This window comes from Vreelandella sulfidaeris Esulfide1 (assembly GCF_054072535.1).
The window spans coordinates 600,212-615,477 of the sequence record NZ_CM133364.1 but is presented as its reverse complement, the minus strand read 5'-3'; the positions used below and the strand labels follow the sequence as shown (position 1 = coordinate 615,477).

Sequence of the window (15,266 nt, the reverse complement as noted above, 5' to 3'; positions counted from 1 at the left end):
CATGAGGAAGGCTAGTAGTGGCCTGAAGAGCCATATCAGCAGCATGAGGCGTTCCTAAGTCTTATAAAGTGTCAACGCAATGCCGCAAGCGACCAGGCCAGAAGAAACGAATCGCCATACGCCGGAACCCTCTTTAAGAATGATAATTGTAGACTGAGCAGAATCTCTAATAAAAGCTAAACTAGCTAGCTTAGCTCAAATTCATATGACGACATAGACTAGACTTAAATTATTTACCACACCCTTTCTGTAATAAACTTGTTGTAAAACCATCTGAGAAATGAAAATAACTTGCGATGAAAAATAATATTATCTGAGTATAACCCAACCCCATAGTCGGCTTTGCAAGCATACCAAAATAAAATGCAACTGCAATCACAACAAAGAGAAACCGTTTTGCTGTATATAAACCAAAATACTGCTGACTGGTCTTAACTGAACTGTTTGCTACCGCTTTAGACACTTTCGATGTTATTTGCCCAAATATTAAGCATGATGCCAGAGACCAATCTGGAGATAGAATTATATCTTGCCATCTACCTATATAAAGCCTCACACCAATGAGAAGCATGAAAGGAATAGCCATATAAATAAATTCACTTTTTAAATCAGCATAAATGGCTTTTCTCTCAAGCTTAGTTGGCTCATAACTCATATTGACGACCATTATTTCGGTGCACATTTACAATTTCTTTTATTCGGGCATTTCTTATTTGTGGCTGCCCCTTTCCTTTCGGAGGAGTATAAATATCATAAGAAATATCCGCTTCGATAACGTCTTTTGGCCCAATTGCTTGTATCAACCCATTTTGATAACTCTCAAGCCACTCCTTATGGGTTATTCGAGCGCAAAATCTTCTGTCCAATGAATGGCTGCGAAAAGACCACACTGAATTGCCTTCATTCACTGAAATTTTCACAGAAAGTTTGTCTCTATGTGCTTGGCACTCTGTAGATCCTCTGAACATGTTTTTAGGATTTCCAGTAAACCTCCAACTAGTATTTAAATTACACTTTTGTTCAGGCTGGTGACTAGACATTATTATCACACTTTCTCCTGGATTTATCTTTTCGTTCGCAGCAGAAAACCCCTTAAGAACATATGCTAAGTTCTGCCTATCAATGTAAGGGTCAGCAATTTTATACTTAATATTATCCGCTAACGTTGATTCAATACTTACGGCAACAGATTCAACCTGTTCTTCACTTTTTGTTTCATTAGTTTCTTTTAGAGCTTGAAACAGACTATTTCCTGATGAGTAAAATGCTTTTTCCAGCATAGCGTCAATACTGTTCGGCAATGCAGAAAGCTTGCTCAATATAGAGCTTTTCTCAATGTCATTGAGCTGAAATTGAAAATCTAATTTCAGACCAACAGAATTTGTAAGTAACTGCCCGAAGTCTTTGTATGCATTAATATATAGAGCCATCGCCTCAAAAACTTCTGCAGGATTATTCCTATTCTCAAGGTATTTTAATTTTATCATCAATTCTGGCGGCACTTTATCTCCTTATTATTTCCGGTGTCATACAGCAGGCAAAAGTGACTGCATGCTTACAAAAGGAGCTTAGTTAACGTTCAGCCACTTAGGTAATGAAACCAACTTATTCAACTCTATCCCATTGATTTGCTTCTAGGCAAAGTAAATATTGCCTATCTATCGAACATTCTTCTTCACTCATGTTTTACTGCTTCCACTTTCACTTTAATGCAACACCCACCACCTCCCCACCAAACCACTGCTGCTTAAGCCCCCGCTGCTTTTCCAGCAGCAACGTTAAGTACTCACGCAGTGGATGAGCGGCTGGCAGTGCGGCAAGGTGCTTACGAAGCCTACGTTGGTAAGGAAACTGTTCGGCAGGCACGTGCAGCGACGTGGCGTTTTGAGTAAGCCATTCGATGGCGGGCAGGAGCAAGTGGGTGGCATTGCTGTCGAGCGCTAGCGTCACGCCTTTTACATCGAAGTCACCGGCGTAGATATGCGGTCGATGGGTTTTGCGCCACGCTTCGGCCAGTAAGGCAAAGCCGCCGCCGTAGTGGCTGTCGCCTCGGTAGACAACCAGCGGCTTTATGTAGCCGCTTAGTGCTGGGAGTTCCGGCGAAAACTCATAGAAGCTGTCCAGGTTTTCGACCTGGATTAGAGCGCTGAACGCGCTTAGCTTTAACCTCAGTACATCCACATCGCGAATAGTGCGTGGCTCGCTGGCAAGCCCGGTTGTTGGCTGTGGCGGAAAGCTGACGAGTATCCTTCTTGCACGGGGGCTTTCGCGGGTGGCTTTGTCTTCTTCCACGCCCTCTTTCGCCTGGGCGCTGCTGGTCAGGCCGCTGAGTGAGCGGCCTAGCGGTGCTATTCGGGCGCTGTCTAATACGTCATTGATCTGCGCCAGCAAGGCGGCGTCAAAACGCAGCGCTTTACTGTTGATGCGCGAAGCCAAGTCAATGTCGTGCTGGTGGCACCAAGCCACTACGTCGTCTACCCACTGGCGGCGAGGCTTCTCCACCGCGGGCTGGCGGAGAAGTTCGCGGGCGACGCCGTTAAGGCCATTGCGTGCGCGGCTGGGTAGGTTCATACGGCCAGCTGCAGTTCTACATCGTGGATCAGGCGTAGGTGGTTGAATTGGCTCGCCTGGCTCTCCTGCTGTTTGAGCCGAAACGCCTTCTGATCGCTGCGCGGCAGGCCCTGGTATTCTGAAATCACCTGGAAAAGCCAGATTTCATCCGGCCATTCCAGCGGGCTTTCGTGTAGGTACTCAAGGGCGCTGACCGGCGCCGCCTGGGATTGGTCGATCACGCTTAAATAGAAGTGTTCCACATCTTGCTTGAGCGCCTGCTGGCGGGCGGCGGCCAGGCTGCTTTCCTGGGCTTGTGCCGGGGCCGCGGCTTCAACCGTTTGCGTGGTGTGGCGCGGCTGGGGTAGCTGGTGCAGCAGCTCGGCGAGCAATCGGCTATCCAGGTTGCGATCCAGCGCCGGGGCGGCGGCAGCGCTTAGCGGTGCGGCTTGATTGACCAGCACGGGCACCTCGCTGCGCCTTGCATAGTTGCCCGGCACAAAGCCGGGGTGTTCGCGCATAAAGGCGGCCATGCCGCTGATCAGGCGGCTGCGCGCCTGCTGCTTACGGAAGCGCGCCATTAGTTCGATCAAGCGCCGCTGCACTTCGCGCAGACCAGTGTAGTGGTTACTTAACTGCTGTTGAAGCTGGCTGATCAATAGCTTGCGCAGGCTGCCGTCGCTGCCCACTAGCTCGATCAGCTCGTCGAAGTCGATCAGCGCCAGGCCATCCAACAGCCTCGCGATCTGCTTCTGGGCGCGGTCGTTTTCGCGGATCTTGTCGTTGAGCTGGCTGACGAAACCAAAATCGCTATTCAGCCGCTGCCATAAGCTGTCGATGGCATCGGCAAAGCGCCCGTTCAGGTCATCGACTTCCTGGCGCAGGCGCATTAGCTGCTGCTCTAACCGCCAGTGTTCGCCGCGGCTGCGCGCTTCCCGGTAGCTGTGCACCAATGAGCGAATCAGCTCCAGGGTTTCCGCTACGTCGGCATTCACATGGCGGCGGGTCTCGTCGGCGAGCATCTCGGCGATCAGTTCGCGCACCTTGGGCGCCAGCTTCACGCCGCTCTGCTCATCCGGGCGCCATAGAACGCGCGCCGCCAACAGCTTGCGCAGCGCGCTGTCGCTGAGCGATTCCAGCGGCACTTCATCGCGGGTGTAGGCCTGCATCAGTGCCTCTGAATGCTTGCCGAGCAGTGCCAGCCGTTCACTGCCGGTTTTCAGCAGGCGGCTTTCCAGCTCATTCCCACTGCTGTTCACGCTCGTACTCACAACAGCGCCTCCTGGGCGCCGGAGCCCTCCTCTTTGTCGGCGTCGATGGGCAGGTTCTCTTCATCGCGGATAAAGCGCACCAGATCCACCAAATAGTCGATCTTGCCGGTGACCACAAATACCTGCCGCTCGGCGTGAGGTTGGAGCAGGTAGCCGTGCTCCTTCAGGCGCTTGAAGACCTGCTTCACCTGAGCATCGAGCTGATCACTTTGCGAGCCGAAAAAACTGTCGGTGGCCAGGCGCTCCAGGCGTTCGCGCAGGCTCTGGTTATCTTCGCACTTGGCGCTGAACTCGGCGGGTTTGAGCACATCGCCGGGGGCGGCCAGGGTATCGCGGCCTAACGCTTCTTGAACCAGCTGCAGCCACTCCAGCAGTGGCAGCAGACTATTGAGCGTGTCGTTAAGCTGGCGCGACAGCTGATCCCGGGCGTTGTCATTGAGCTGACGCCAGGCGAGGAAGTAGACGCTGCCGTCTTCGTTGCTGGCCAGTCGGCGATTGAGCGGCCGCAGGTAGGTGTCGATCTCTTCGCGGGTCTCTTCATTGGTGAGATGGCGGTAGCCGCTCTCATCGCTGATCGGGCAGACAAACTCACCGGCCAGCAAGCGCTCAAGCAGTGGGCCATGTTCGATCATGCTGTCACCTCCTGCTGACGTTCCTGGAGCCGTTCGGCCAGGCGGCTTAGCCGTGGCTCGATGCGTTTTAACACCCGCTTGTTGGGGTTGGTTTGATCGCGGTCGATCAGGTAGCGGTTGGCGAACAACAGCAGCACATCGGACTCTGGATTGGGGAAGGCGCCGACGATATGAATGCGGTTGCTGTCGCAGGCGTCGAACAGTTTTTCGACGTTGTGGTACGCCAGCGTGCCGATCTCATCGATGGGCCAGTGAATGGCGATGTCCGCATCGCCACGCAGCAGGCGGGTAAACGCCAGCAGGAATTTACACAGAATCAAATACGCCATGCCGTGGCTGGAGGACTCCAGCAGTTGGCGGTCGTTCTTAATCACCAGATCAGTGCCGCCTTCGTTCAGGTGCAGCTCCAGGCGTAGCAGGCTTTCGAAGCTGTACTGTTGGTCGCTGCGCAGTAGATCGACCACGTCCGCCAGGGTATTGAGGTAGTCGTCGCTGGGCAGCGTCTGGCCTGATTCGCGCCACTCTTTATAGCGCTGGGCGAACAGCTTCAACGGCTCCCAGAAACCGAGTTCATCAATGGTCGACTGGATGCGCACTTCGGCCTTGGTGATGCCCTCCAGGCGCAGGTCGTCGGCGACCTCTTCCGAAAGCCGACGGCTTTGGGCGCTGATGCGCCGATTCAAATCGCGGAACACGGTGAAGAACTTGTCCAGGTCGTCGCTCAGGTTGCGGCCTTCCTGAATCAGCTGCTGCTGTTGATCTTCGAGCAGTTTGAGCATGTCGCGCAGTAGCGGCAGCTGTAGGCGCGGGTTGTCGCTCTGCAGCTTGCTGCGTTCGCTCTCCAGCGCTTCGGCAAAGCCGCTGCTGGCGTCCTTGATCAGTTGGCTTTCCACCTCCAGGCAGCCACGGCGCAGTTGCTCGATGAGCTGGTGGCGATTGCCCAGTGCCTGACGGGCGCGCTCAATACGCTCGTCCACATCACCCAGTGGCGTGCCGGGCGCCTGGCCGTCGGGCTCGATGGCCAAGGCTTCCAGTTGCGTAAGTAGCGGCTTCAAGGCTTCCAGGCAGGCGTATTCGCTCTCCCGCTGGGTTTTCAGCGTGCTGACCGTGCTTTGGTGGGTTTTGCGTGCCGCCTGGAAGTCGTTTTTCAGGTGCTCTTTATCACGCTGCAGCTTTTGCTCCGCCTGCTCCAGCTCGGCTTCTTGCGCGACCAGCTGCGGCTTGTGCTGCCCCCACTCAACGCGCATAAAGCGAGTGTATTCGGTCAGTTCATCCTGACGGGCGGCGGTAACGCGGATGCGTTCATCCTGGCTTGCCAGCCGCTCCTTGGTATCTTTGAGTTTGGCGGGGTCGACGCCCTGCTCGGCCAGTTCCTGGCTAAATGCTTCTTCCAGTTCCGCGCGCTGACGCTGGTGCTCTTGGTTGGCGTCGCTCAACTGCTGCTTATACTGGCGCAGCTGGGCATCCAGGCTATCCACCTGGCTCTGGCTATCGGCCTTTAGCTCTAATAGCTGGCTTTGATGGGTTTCATTTAACGCTGCAAGCGCCTGCTGCTTCTCTTCGCGCAGCTCGTTTTGTGCCTGTTCCTGGCGGGCCAACGCGGTTTGATGGGCGGCACGCCGCTCCTGCTGGCGCTTGGTATGGCGCTCCTGCTGTTGGCGGCGGGCCTCTATCGCAAACTCGACTTCCTGCTCGGCGCGCTTGTGGGCCATGCGGCCCTGATCCTGAGCTTCATCGGCCTGCTGCACCCGCTCGTTATGCTGCTTGAGGGATTTCTCGGCGGCCTGACTTTCTGATTGCACCCGCCGCTTGGAGTTATCCGCCTCTTCGATCGCGGCCAGCAGGCTGGCTTCATCCTGAGCGTAGTCGGGTAACGCGATGGCAGAAAGATCCAGCGCCAGCCCGAACAGGTCGTCGCTGCCGCTTTCGGCCAGTTGCGGGGCAAGATCGCGACGCTCCAACAGTTCCGGCGCAATCACCTTGCCTAACTGCTGCTCCCAACCGGGGCGGTGATAACGCAGGAAGTGGCGCAGGCTGCCCTGCTCGGGGTCGCGCTGCTGATAGAGCGCAAAACTGCGCTGCTCGGCGCGCTCAAGCTGCTGGCGAAGCTGCACCAGCTGCTGCTCGACGTCGTCGCGAGCGCGGCGGCAGCTTTCAAACTCGCGGCGCAAGCCATCCAACGTAGCGGCCGATGCATTGCGCTCCTGCTGTGCTTGATCCAGACGCGCCTGGGCAAGCTCCGACTCATTGGCCTCTTCGGCGGTCTGGGTCGAGAGCGAGAGCTGCGCTTTCAGTTCGGCTAGCTGCTCAACACCGAGTTCCAGCTGCGCCTGGTATTCGCCCTCCAGGCGCTGGCGCTCCTGCTGGTAGCGCTCATTAAGTTGCTGTTCGGCTTCCCACTGCTGCTCCCGGCGCAGGGCTTTCTCTTCGACCAGGGCGTCGATCAGTTCTTGGGCTTCGCGGGTTTGGCGGGCCAGCGCTTCGGACAATTCACGCAGTCGCCCGTCCAGACGTGCCTGGCTCTCTTTTACCGCGTCCTGCATCACGTTCAAGTGAGTGCGCAACTGGTCGCGCTGTTCGCGCCACTGGGGTAGCGCGTTGATATCGCGCTCCAGGGCGGGCATGTCCGCGTCAGCATAGCGCTCGTACTGGGTTTGCAGGTCGTTCAAGCGGCGCTGGGTCTGCTGCAAATCGCTGACCACTTCGCTGTGCTGGTCGTTTAGCGCGTCCCGCGCCTGGGCGTAGTCACTTTCCCGCTGCTGAAATTCGCGCTGATGGCGGGCAAGCTCGGCGTCTACATCGGCCATCTGGCGCTCTGCCCGCTGGCGGTCGTCTTCAAGCTGAGGCTTGAGTTGCCATAGCGTGGCATCAAGATGGGCAAGTTCACGATCAATACCGGCAAGCCGGGCGAGCGACGCTTGCAGCGGTTCCAGGCGCATGGACTGGCGCATCTGGGCGATCCACTCCCGGGCCTTGATGTTGCGAATCCGCGTTACCGGCAGTTCGACACCATCCTCTTCGAAAATCGCCGCCAGCATGGTCTTGAGGGTGTCCATCTTGCCCTCTTTGGCATGTACCGCCGAGACCAGCTTTTCGATATGGCGGATGCGCCGCTCAGGCTTCACCAGGCTGAACTGCGCCGCGATCTGGCGCAGCTTGAGGCCGTCGCGGCTGTTGCCGTGCAGTTGGGTAAAATCGTTTTGGATCACCGAGCGGAATTCAGAGGTAGCACCGAGTTTGGGCGACACCGGCGTACCGCTGCGCCGTAGGCCGCTGGCCCACTGGGTATAATCCAGCGCGGCTACGCCCGCCTCGCTTTCCACCAGATAATCTTCCGGCTGGTAAGGCGCGCCGACAAAGCGATACTCGATCCCGCCCTCGGCCTTGCGGGTCAACACCGCCTGGCAGATATTGCCCGCTTCGCGGCGGTATTCATACACCAGGTAGCTATTGCGATGTGGCAGGTAAAACGCATCAAACTTCATGCGGGTTTTAGGCACGACCTTGTTGGGTAGCTCGCCGTAAAATACCGGCACCAGCCGCTGTAGCGTGGTCTTGCCGGAGGCATTGGTGCCGCAAATATTGGTGTGGCCGTCCACACTTAGTTCGACCACCCCTTCCAGGTGGCCGTGAATCATTACGATGCGTAGCAGGTGGGCCATGCCGTGTCCTTTGGTTGCTAAGCGGATCGTTTTGCTGATCGCCGAATGCAACTATTTTGCCAGACACCTGGATGGCTTGTCCTACTCATTACGACTTACCGAGCAACCCTTCAAAGAAACTCACCGCATTGGCTTCCAGCCCCTCCAGGTAGTAGCCGCCTTCCTGCACCACTAGCGTGGGTGCGTTCAGGCCCGCTACCCTTCGGCCCAGCTCACCGAATCCCGCAGTAGAAACGGCGACTTTGGCTTGTGGGTCGAGTTCGTAGATATCGAACCCCAGCGCCAGCACAATCGCATCTGGCTCGAACAAGCGAATGGCCTGGCAGGCTTCTTCCAGGCGGTCAAAAAACACTGACTCTTCTGACCCATGGGGCATCGGCAGGTTGAGGTTATAGCCCAGTCCGGCGCCCTGCCCGCGCTCGTCTTCGAAGCCGGTTACCGCCGGGTAGAAGTTGGTGGTATCGCCGTGGATCGAGATATACAGCACATCGTCGCGCTGGTAGAAAATCTCCTGAATGCCCTGGCCGTGATGCATGTCGGGGTCCAGCACGACGATGCGTGGGTAGCGAGAGGTAAGGCGCTGCGCAGCAATGGCGGCGTTATTGAGAAAGCAAAAGCCGCCGGCGGAATCGATACCCGCATGGTGGCCTGGCGGGCGCGATAGGGCATAGGCGAATTGCTCCCCGGCCAGTAAAGCCTCCGCCCCGGCGACCGCGCTTTGCGCGGACCAATAAGCCGACTGCCAGGTGTACTGCCCCACCGGCGCGCTGCCGTCAGCCAAGTAACGCCCGGCTTCCGCCAAGATGCCGCGCAGGGCATTGGGCGAACGCACGAAGATATTGGAGATCACCTCTTCACCCCAATCCTCGCCTAGGGCATGCCAGCGCCGATGGGCGCTCTCCAGAAAGCGCAGATAGGACAGCGAATGCACTGCTCTTAACGGCGCCACGCCATGATCCAAGGGAGCCTGAATATCAAACCCTAGCTGCTTGGCCGCCGCTAGCAGTTTTGTCGCGCGCTCCGGCACTTCCTGGGGAGTGCGCATCTTGCCGCGGGAGAAGTAAGTTTGCGGCTGATGAAGCAATTGATCATCGTGAAAGAATGTCTTCATCGGCACTATCTTCATCAGAACTATCTCCGGTTTCACCCACACCCTTCACCACGAATTTGCGGGCAACGCCTATGTGGTAATCAATCGCCTCACGGCAGGCGGCCGGGCTGCCGCTATCCAGCGCGTCGAGCAGCTTAAAGTGGCTGGTGGCGATGGTGTCGGGGGCTTCATGGGTTTTGGTAATTAGGGTGATGCATAGGCGAAGTTCATGAGTAAGGTCGTCGAAGGCACGTAGCAGCCGCTCGTTGCCGGCGTAGTGCAGCATCAGGCGGTGAAACTGCAAATCCTCTTCAATTCGACGGGTGCCATCGTTACTGGCGGCCGCTTCACAGAGCACCTCTACCTGTTGCTTAAGCGCGTGCTGTGCTTCCGGCGTATAGCGCTCTGCCAAGCGGTGAATCGCGTGCCTCTCAAGGCATAGCCGCAAATCAAAGACATCTTCGAGTTCAACGGCATTCAACGCGCGAACAAAGAAGCCGCGGCGCGGTTTTGATATTAATAAGCCACGGCTTTCCAACAAACGAGCGGCCTCACGCACCGGCGCACGGCTGACGCCCAAGTCCCGGGAAAGCTGTACTTCCGAGAGCCGTTCACCGGGTAAAAAGTGTTGCTGAATAATCGCTTGGGTCAAATAGTCAGCCACCTGCTCGACGAGGTTTTGCTGCTGGATAAAGGGCCTGGGAGCCGCCGTTGATAAGGCCATAAAAGTCACTCGTTGGGTGTAACGCTGTCACTCCAGTATGACGAAAAATAGCGCCTTGTCGACGAACGATTGCCGACTGTCGACAGTTTTGCCGCATGCTGCTAAGTTCAAAGTGCAAGGTTCAAAAGGCCCCCAATAACCCACACAACTGGGCCTAACACGCCACGCCTCGCTCGCCTAACGACTACGTAAATTTATTACGTGCTAATAACCGAGGAGCAGGAAACATGAAGACACCCTTAGCTTTGGCTATTTCCGCTGCAGCATTTGCTTTCACCTCCGCCGCCCTGGCCGATGACCCCAAAGAGGGCGGTGTGGTTAACACCATTATCCAGCCGGAGCCGCCCGGCCTGGTGCTGGGCATGGTTCAGAACGCGCCCACCCGTACCGTGTCGGGCAATATTTACGAAGGACTGTTGCGCTACACCACCGACCTTGAGCCCATGCCACAACTGGCGGAGTCATGGGAAGTCAGTGATGATGGCCGCACTTATACCTTCCACCTTCGCGACGACGTTACCTGGCACGATGGTGAAGCCTTCACCGCTGAGGACGTAGTGTTTTCCGCTGATGTTTTCCACCGTGAATTGAACCCCAGTGCCCGCGCAGTGCTGCAGCATGTGGAAAGCATCGAAGCTACCGACGACCACACCGTGGTATTCACCCTGAAGCAGCCTTTTGGTCCTTTCCTGCTCTCGTTTGAAGCAGGCACCTTTACCATGGTGCCCGAACACCTTTACGCAGGTACCGATTTCCGCGATAACGAACACAACGACCATCCCATTGGCACCGGCCCGTTCAAGTTCGACAACTGGGAACGCGGCACCGTCATCGAGCTGGTCAAGAACGAGGAGTATTACGAAGAGGGCTTGCCCTATCTGGATGGCGTGAACTGGCATGTTATTCCTGATGGCGCTTCCCGTGCAGTGGCGTTCGAGAACGAGACCATTGACGTGCTGCCGAGCGGTACCGTCGAGAACTTCGATATTCCCCGCTTGGCCGAAATGGATAACGTCTGCATGACCGAAGAGGGCCACGAGTACTTCAGCCCCTTTGCCATGCTGTGGATGAACAACCGCGAAGGCCCCACCGCGGATAAACGCTTCCGCCAGGCGGTGATGTATGCCATGGATCGCGAGTTCGCTAAAAATGTCCTGTGGAACGGCCTGGGCAATGTCCCGCTCTCTGCCTTTGGCTCCAATGCGCGCTTCCAGAACGATGATCTCGAACCCTACGACTACAACCCAGACCGCGCCCGCGAGCTGCTGGATGAAATGGGCTACGACGGCGAAGAGATTACCATTCTGCCGCTGCCCTATGGCGAAACCTGGACCCGCTGGGCCGAAGCCGTGCAGCAGAACCTGCGCGAAGTGGGTATTAACGTTGAAACCCAAGCCACCGACGTGGGCGGCTGGAACCAGCGCCTGGGCGATTGGGATTATGACCTGGCCTTTACCTATCTCTACCAGTACGGCGACCCGGCGCTGGGTATTTCACGCACCTACCTTTCCGACAATATTGCCAAGGGCTCGCCCTGGAATAACGTGGAAGGCTACGAAAACGAGCGTGTCGACGAGCTCTTCAACGAGGCCGCCACGGCATTCCCCGACGAAGAGCGCGAAAAACTTTACCGCGAGGTTCAGGAAATCCTGCACGAAGATGTGCCCGTTGGCTGGCTGATGGAGCTGGGCTTCCCGACCCTTTATCGCTGTGATGTGAAAAATCTGGTCACCTCCGGCGTGGGGGTCAACGACGGCTTTAAAGATGCTTGGCTAGATCGCTAAACCCAGGCCACCCAGGTAGCGCGAGCTACCTGGGTTTTTTAGCTATGTCTTGAAGGTATTAGTCAGGAAATTACTTATGGTTTACGCGCGCCTCATTCTGATGCGGTTGTTCAAGGCCGTCATTGTGCTGTTTTTAATCGTTATTTTTAACTTCCTGCTGATTCAGCTGGCCCCCGGTGACCCGGCTGCTATTCTGGCCGGTGAAGCGGGTGCCGCCGACCAGGAGTTTCTCAACCAGCTGCGCGAGCGCTTTGGGCTCGACCAGCCGATGTATGTGCAGCTGTGGCACTACGTGTCAGGTATCGCCATGCTCGATTTTGGCTACTCCTACCGATTGGGCGTTCCTGTCTTTGATCTGATTATGGATCGTTTACCCGCCACCCTACTGCTCACCGGCACCGCTTTCGTGCTTTCGCTGGTGCTGGGCATCGTGGCGGGCTCCATGGCTGCGGCAAGGGTCAAGAAACCCTCTGGCTCGCTGATTATGGCGCTGGCGCTGGTATTCTACGCCACGCCGCTGTTCTGGGTTGCACTGATGTCGGTGGTGGTGTTTTCGGTCTACTTGGGCTGGCTGCCCGCCTACGGACTTTACACCGTGGGGGCTGGCCATACAGGGTTTGCGCTGGTGCTTGATATTGCCCAGCACTTGGTGCTACCAGCGACCACCTTAGCGCTATTTTTTATGGCGATTTACACCCGCATGACGCGCACATCAATGCTCGATGCCGCGCAGCAGGATTACGTCAAAACCGCCCGCGCCAAGGGCTTGAAGCCAGGCATTATTCAGCGGCGCCATGTGTTGCGTAACGCCCTGCTGCCGATCATCACGTTAGCAGGCCTGCAGGCGGGGCAGATGGTCGGCGGCGCGATCCTGACCGAAACCGTGTTTGCCTGGCCCGGCATTGGCCGGTTGATGTTCGAAGCGCTGCAGCAGCGCGACTACAACCTGCTGCTGGGTATTTTCTTCTTCTCGGCGGCGCTGGTCATCGTCTTCAATATCATCACTGATCTGGTCTACAGCCTGGCTGATCCACGCATCAAGAAGGGGGCCGCATGAGCTTTTTCGCACGCTTCGCGCAAAACCGCGGCGCCCTCGTCGGGCTGATCATTCTGCTGCTGATTATCGCCATGGCGATACTGGCGCCGTTGCTGTTTCCTGAATCGCCATGGCGCATGGTGCAGCGGCCCTTTTTGCCGCCGCTCTCGCAAGATGGCTTTCCCCTAGGCACCGACACCATGGGCCGCAACGTGGCCTCAGGCCTGATGCACGGCGCCTGGGTATCGCTGTTGATTGGCTTGGTCTCTACCTGCGTGGCGCTCTTGATCGGCGTGCCGCTGGGCGCCATTGCCGGCTACTACGGCGGCATCATCGATGATTTCTTGATGCGCTTTACCGAGTTCTTCCAGACCATTCCCAACTTCGCCCTGGCGATAGTGCTGGTGGCCATCATGCAGCCCAGCATCACCTCGATTGTGCTGGCGATTGCGATTGTCAGTTGGCCGCCGGTGGCCCGCTTAGTGCGCGCTGAATTTATGTCGCTGCGCAACCGCGAGTATGTCGAAGCCGCGCGCCTGGTGGGCCAATCCAACACCACGATCATTCTGCGCCAGATTCTGCCCAATACGCTGTCGCCGATTATCGTGCTGGCATCGCTAATGGTGGCCACCGCGATTTTGCTGGAGTCAGCGCTGTCGTTCCTCGGTTTGGGCGACCCTAACGTGATGTCCTGGGGCTATATGATCGGTGCTGCACGCACGGTGATTCGTCAGGCGTGGTGGCTGAGCTTTTTCCCTGGCGTGGCGATTCTGCTCACCGTTTTGGCGTTGAACCTGGTGGGTGAAGGGTTAGACGACGCACTGAACCCCAAACTATCACGCGAGCGCTAAGGACTTTATATGCCTATTACAGAGAATCCATCGGCTGACACCGTCCTCAGCATTCGCGATCTCAACATTGCGCTCCCCAAAGGGGCGGATCGCGCCCTGGCGGTGGAGGACGTTAGCTACGAGGTGAAGCGCGGCGAAATCATGTGCGTGGTGGGTGAGTCCGGTTCCGGTAAATCGATGGCCGCCAACGCCGTGATGGGGCTGCTACCCAAAGGCGTGAACGCCACCCGGGGTGAGATACTGTTCGAGGGGCAAGACTTGCTCGCTCTGACGGAAAAGCAGCACCGCGCTCTGCGCGGGCTAAAAATCGGCATGATTTTCCAGGAGCCAATGACCGCCCTGAATCCACTGATGCGAGTCGGCGCGCAAATTGCCGAGGTGTTCGAAGCCCACGGCCAGCTCACCCCCAAGGAGCGCCAGACCCGCGCGCTGGAACTGTTGATCGAAGTGGGCATTCCCCAGCCGGAGAAGGCCATTCGCGCCTACCCGTTTGAGCTTTCCGGCGGCCAGCGCCAGCGGGTCATGATCGCCATGGCCCTGGCGCTGGAGCCCATTTTGCTGATTGCCGATGAGCCCACCACGGCGCTGGATGTCACCACCCAAGCGCAGATACTGGAGCTGATTCGCGACCTTCAGCAGCGGCGAGGTATGTCAGTGATGTTTATCACTCACGACTTTGGCGTGGTGGCCGAAATCGCCAACCGCGTTTGTGTGATGCGTCACGGCAAGATCGTCGAGCTGGGGGACGCCAAGCCGGTGCTTGAGAATCCTCAAGACGCCTATACCCAAGCGCTGATTGCCGCGATTCCCAGCAATGCGGTGCCGCCCCACCGGGAGACCAGTCAAGTTGCTCCGCTGTTGGAAATCAAGCAACTCAATAAGGTCTTTCGCTCCCGAGGCGGCTGGCTCAAACCTGCCCGGGAAGTGCATGCGCTTAACGATGTTTCGCTCACGCTGGCTCGTGGGGAAACGGTGGGGATTGTGGGTGAGTCCGGCTCGGGAAAATCCACGCTTGGGCGCTGCGTGGTGCGTTTGGAACACCCCGACAGCGGCGAGCTGCTGCTGGATGGGGTGAACCTTTCTCAGCTCAAAGGCGATGCGCTGCGACGGGAACGCCACCGAGTGCAGATGATATTCCAAGACCCCTACGCCTCGCTCAACCCACGCACCAAAGTGGGCATGGCGATTGCTCAAGGACCAATTGCCAACGGCACGCCCAAAGCCGCGGCGCTCAAGCAAGCGGGCGAGCTGCTCGATATGGTGGGCTTGGGTGCCAGCGCCGTGGAGCGCTTTCCCCACGAGTTTTCCGGCGGCCAGCGCCAGCGTATCGGCATTGCCCGAGCGCTGGCGCTCAACCCCGAGCTGATTGTGGCGGATGAAGCTGTCTCGGCGCTGGATGTATCGATTCAGGCCCAAGTGCTGGAACTGTTGGAAGAGTTAAAACAGCGCCTCTCGCTCTCGCTGCTATTCATTACCCACGACCTGCGCGTCGCCGCGCATATCTGCGACCGTATCGTGGTGATGCAGCATGGCCGCATCGTTGAGCAAGGCAGCGCCGAGCAGATTTTCCTCGCCCCGCGTGAGGCGTATACCCAAGACCTGCTCAAGGCGATTCCCGGCCGCGAAGCGCCTGTGGCGGCGACAGCGTAATTTATCGGGCAAGACC

12 protein-coding genes are annotated in these 15,266 nt (G+C 57.2%); 4 read left to right on the top strand and 8 right to left on the bottom strand.

All coding sequences use genetic code 11. The annotated features are described in order from the left end of the window. Positions 1-229 precede the first annotated feature (229 nt). The 8 genes from ACW44H_RS02925 to ACW44H_RS02890 form a co-directional block, all read right to left on the bottom strand. Entirely contained in the window at positions 230-655 is a 426-nt protein-coding gene (locus ACW44H_RS02925; RefSeq protein ID WP_457506746.1) for a hypothetical protein, read from the bottom strand. Continuing rightward, positions 645-1,502 (bottom strand): hypothetical protein, encoded by an 858-nt coding sequence (locus tag ACW44H_RS02920; RefSeq protein ID WP_457506744.1) that lies wholly within the window; start codon positions 1,500-1,502, stop codon positions 645-647. Before ACW44H_RS02920 ends, ACW44H_RS02925 begins: the two co-directional genes overlap by 11 nt. A 199-nt stretch (positions 1,503-1,701) precedes the next feature. After that, entirely contained in the window at positions 1,702-2,571 is an 870-nt protein-coding gene (locus ACW44H_RS02915) for a DUF7281 domain-containing protein (protein WP_457506742.1), read from the bottom strand. Then, positions 2,568-3,821, bottom strand: a complete 1,254-nt coding sequence (locus tag ACW44H_RS02910) for a hypothetical protein (RefSeq protein ID WP_457506740.1) — start codon at positions 3,819-3,821, stop codon at positions 2,568-2,570. The genes ACW44H_RS02915 and ACW44H_RS02910 overlap by 4 nt, the downstream gene beginning before the upstream one ends. After that, a complete protein-coding gene (locus ACW44H_RS02905) occupies positions 3,818-4,453 on the bottom strand; it encodes a condensin complex protein MksE (protein ID WP_457506738.1) in 636 nt (211 codons plus the stop codon). The genes ACW44H_RS02910 and ACW44H_RS02905 overlap by 4 nt, the downstream gene beginning before the upstream one ends. After that, positions 4,450-8,115 carry an ATP-binding protein gene (locus tag ACW44H_RS02900; protein ID WP_457506736.1) on the bottom strand — a complete coding sequence of 1,222 codons (3,666 nt, stop codon included), beginning with the start codon at positions 8,113-8,115 and terminating at the stop codon, positions 4,450-4,452. Before ACW44H_RS02900 ends, ACW44H_RS02905 begins: the two co-directional genes overlap by 4 nt. 88 nt (positions 8,116-8,203) lie before the next feature. Beyond that, the gene (locus ACW44H_RS02895) at positions 8,204-9,226 is read right to left on the bottom strand and encodes a histone deacetylase family protein (protein ID WP_457506734.1); all 1,023 of its coding nucleotides are present in this window, start codon (positions 9,224-9,226) and stop codon (positions 8,204-8,206) included. After that, positions 9,204-9,929, bottom strand: coding sequence for a GntR family transcriptional regulator (locus tag ACW44H_RS02890; protein ID WP_457506732.1), 726 nt, complete (start codon positions 9,927-9,929; stop codon positions 9,204-9,206). Before ACW44H_RS02890 ends, ACW44H_RS02895 begins: the two co-directional genes overlap by 23 nt. Positions 9,930-10,156: 227 nt before the next feature. Here ACW44H_RS02890 and ACW44H_RS02885 point away from each other — a divergent pair, with 227 nt between their 5' ends. From ACW44H_RS02885 to ACW44H_RS02870, 4 genes are all read left to right on the top strand, one after another. Then, positions 10,157-11,713: an ABC transporter substrate-binding protein gene (locus ACW44H_RS02885; protein WP_457506730.1), complete on the top strand. Its 1,557-nt coding sequence runs from the start codon at positions 10,157-10,159 to the stop codon at positions 11,711-11,713. A gap of 76 nt (positions 11,714-11,789) precedes the next feature. Then, the gene (locus ACW44H_RS02880; protein WP_457506728.1) at positions 11,790-12,770 is read left to right on the top strand and encodes an ABC transporter permease; all 981 of its coding nucleotides are present in this window, start codon (positions 11,790-11,792) and stop codon (positions 12,768-12,770) included. Beyond that, entirely contained in the window at positions 12,767-13,600 is an 834-nt protein-coding gene (locus ACW44H_RS02875) for an ABC transporter permease (RefSeq protein WP_457506726.1), read from the top strand. The genes ACW44H_RS02880 and ACW44H_RS02875 overlap by 4 nt, the downstream gene beginning before the upstream one ends. A gap of 9 nt (positions 13,601-13,609) precedes the next feature. Next, positions 13,610-15,250: an ABC transporter ATP-binding protein gene (locus tag ACW44H_RS02870; RefSeq protein WP_457506724.1), complete on the top strand. Its 1,641-nt coding sequence runs from the start codon at positions 13,610-13,612 to the stop codon at positions 15,248-15,250. Positions 15,251-15,266 lie beyond the last annotated feature (16 nt).

Coding starts and splice junctions, on each gene's coding strand:
- ACW44H_RS02925 (WP_457506746.1), bottom strand. CDS start 655: ATGAGTTATGAGCCAACTAAGCTTGAGAGAAAAGCCATTTATGCTGAT.
- ACW44H_RS02895 (WP_457506734.1), bottom strand. CDS start 9,226: ATGAAGACATTCTTTCACGATGATCAATTGCTTCATCAGCCGCAAACT.
- ACW44H_RS02905 (WP_457506738.1), bottom strand. CDS start 4,453: ATGATCGAACATGGCCCACTGCTTGAGCGCTTGCTGGCCGGTGAGTTT.
- ACW44H_RS02915 (WP_457506742.1), bottom strand. CDS start 2,571: ATGAACCTACCCAGCCGCGCACGCAATGGCCTTAACGGCGTCGCCCGC.
- ACW44H_RS02875 (WP_457506726.1), top strand. CDS start 12,767: ATGAGCTTTTTCGCACGCTTCGCGCAAAACCGCGGCGCCCTCGTCGGG.
- ACW44H_RS02885 (WP_457506730.1), top strand. CDS start 10,157: ATGAAGACACCCTTAGCTTTGGCTATTTCCGCTGCAGCATTTGCTTTC.
- ACW44H_RS02890 (WP_457506732.1), bottom strand. CDS start 9,929: ATGGCCTTATCAACGGCGGCTCCCAGGCCCTTTATCCAGCAGCAAAAC.
- ACW44H_RS02880 (WP_457506728.1), top strand. CDS start 11,790: ATGGTTTACGCGCGCCTCATTCTGATGCGGTTGTTCAAGGCCGTCATT.
- ACW44H_RS02900 (WP_457506736.1), bottom strand. CDS start 8,115: ATGGCCCACCTGCTACGCATCGTAATGATTCACGGCCACCTGGAAGGG.
- ACW44H_RS02870 (WP_457506724.1), top strand. CDS start 13,610: ATGCCTATTACAGAGAATCCATCGGCTGACACCGTCCTCAGCATTCGC.